We start from the raw sequence: 1,043 nt of genomic DNA, 5'->3' as shown, positions 1-1,043 counted from the left end.
ACCGCACGCTGAAGAAGGAGGATCGACATGAGCGATGATGAAGCCTACGAACAGTTGACGCAGGACATGCAGGCCATGTGCAGGGACCTGTCCGCCCATGCGGAAACCATACCCCACACACAGGAGTCCATCGACGCATTGCGGGAACTGGTGGACCGTGTTCTCGAAGCGAACCCCGATTCCGACCTTGGACAGTACAAGGCGTATCCCTCGTGGCTCGCCATCGTACAGGCGGGACACGGCCTCACCAGAGAGGACATCGCCGAGAAGGCCCGGTACGGGGGCTGGGACCCCGACCGTGACGACTACATGCGCATCAACCGGGACGGCGACTGGGAGGGCCTTAGCCAAGAGCGAGCCGACAATCTCCTGTGGGATAACCGTGGGGAGATCATCGACGCCGTGGGACGGTTCGCCTCCCGCCTCGACCCGGACACCATCAACCACCTCACCGTGCTCACCTTCACGCCGCCCGAACACCCGTTGACCTTGGAGGACGTGCAGCATCTCGTGCAGCGCGTCGATGACCGGCTGCGCCCCCGCCTCGACCCCGCCGATCTGGAAGAGGACGAGGACGTATACCGCATCGGCGACTGGGGGTACGTGCGTGCCGCCGACTACGAGCAGGCGTTCGAGGGCGAACCCGAATGGGCACGGGACATGTACATGCTCGACGGCAACGAACCAGACCGCGACGCCGAATGGGTCGAAACCTACAATGCTGGCGGCAACGCTGCGCTCAGTCTGGCCCTCGACCGGCAGTTCAACGAGGACCGCGCCGATAACGTCTTCTACACCACGGCACCGGAGCCATACGAGCCGGTGCCTGAGCACATCGCCGACGGCACGGTTTCCAAGGAGACAACCGAAAGGCCGGAAACCGGCGCATCCGGTCAGCCACCGACCGAGGATGAGGTGCGACGTATGGCGGCGAGCATCGATCTGAGCGATCTGGACGTGGCACGCGAACAGTATCCTCTGGTATGTGAAGTCGCGCGTCATGGCGGCGGCACCCTCGACTTCGACATCATCCTCGATCTGCG

Annotated in this window: 1 protein-coding gene; it reads left to right on the top strand. The window is 63.6% G+C overall.

What is annotated here, in order from left to right; translation table 11 throughout:
- Window positions 1-27: 27 nt before the first annotated feature.
- On the top strand, window positions 28-1,043 hold a 1,016-nt coding region (locus tag B5G37_RS14580), incomplete at its 3' end, for a hypothetical protein (protein WP_204217975.1).

This window comes from Pseudoflavonifractor sp. An85 (assembly GCF_002161235.1).
Taxonomy (GTDB): Bacteria; Bacillota; Clostridia; order Oscillospirales; family Oscillospiraceae; genus Enterenecus.
This window is presented reverse-complemented; position numbering and strand designations above follow the sequence as displayed.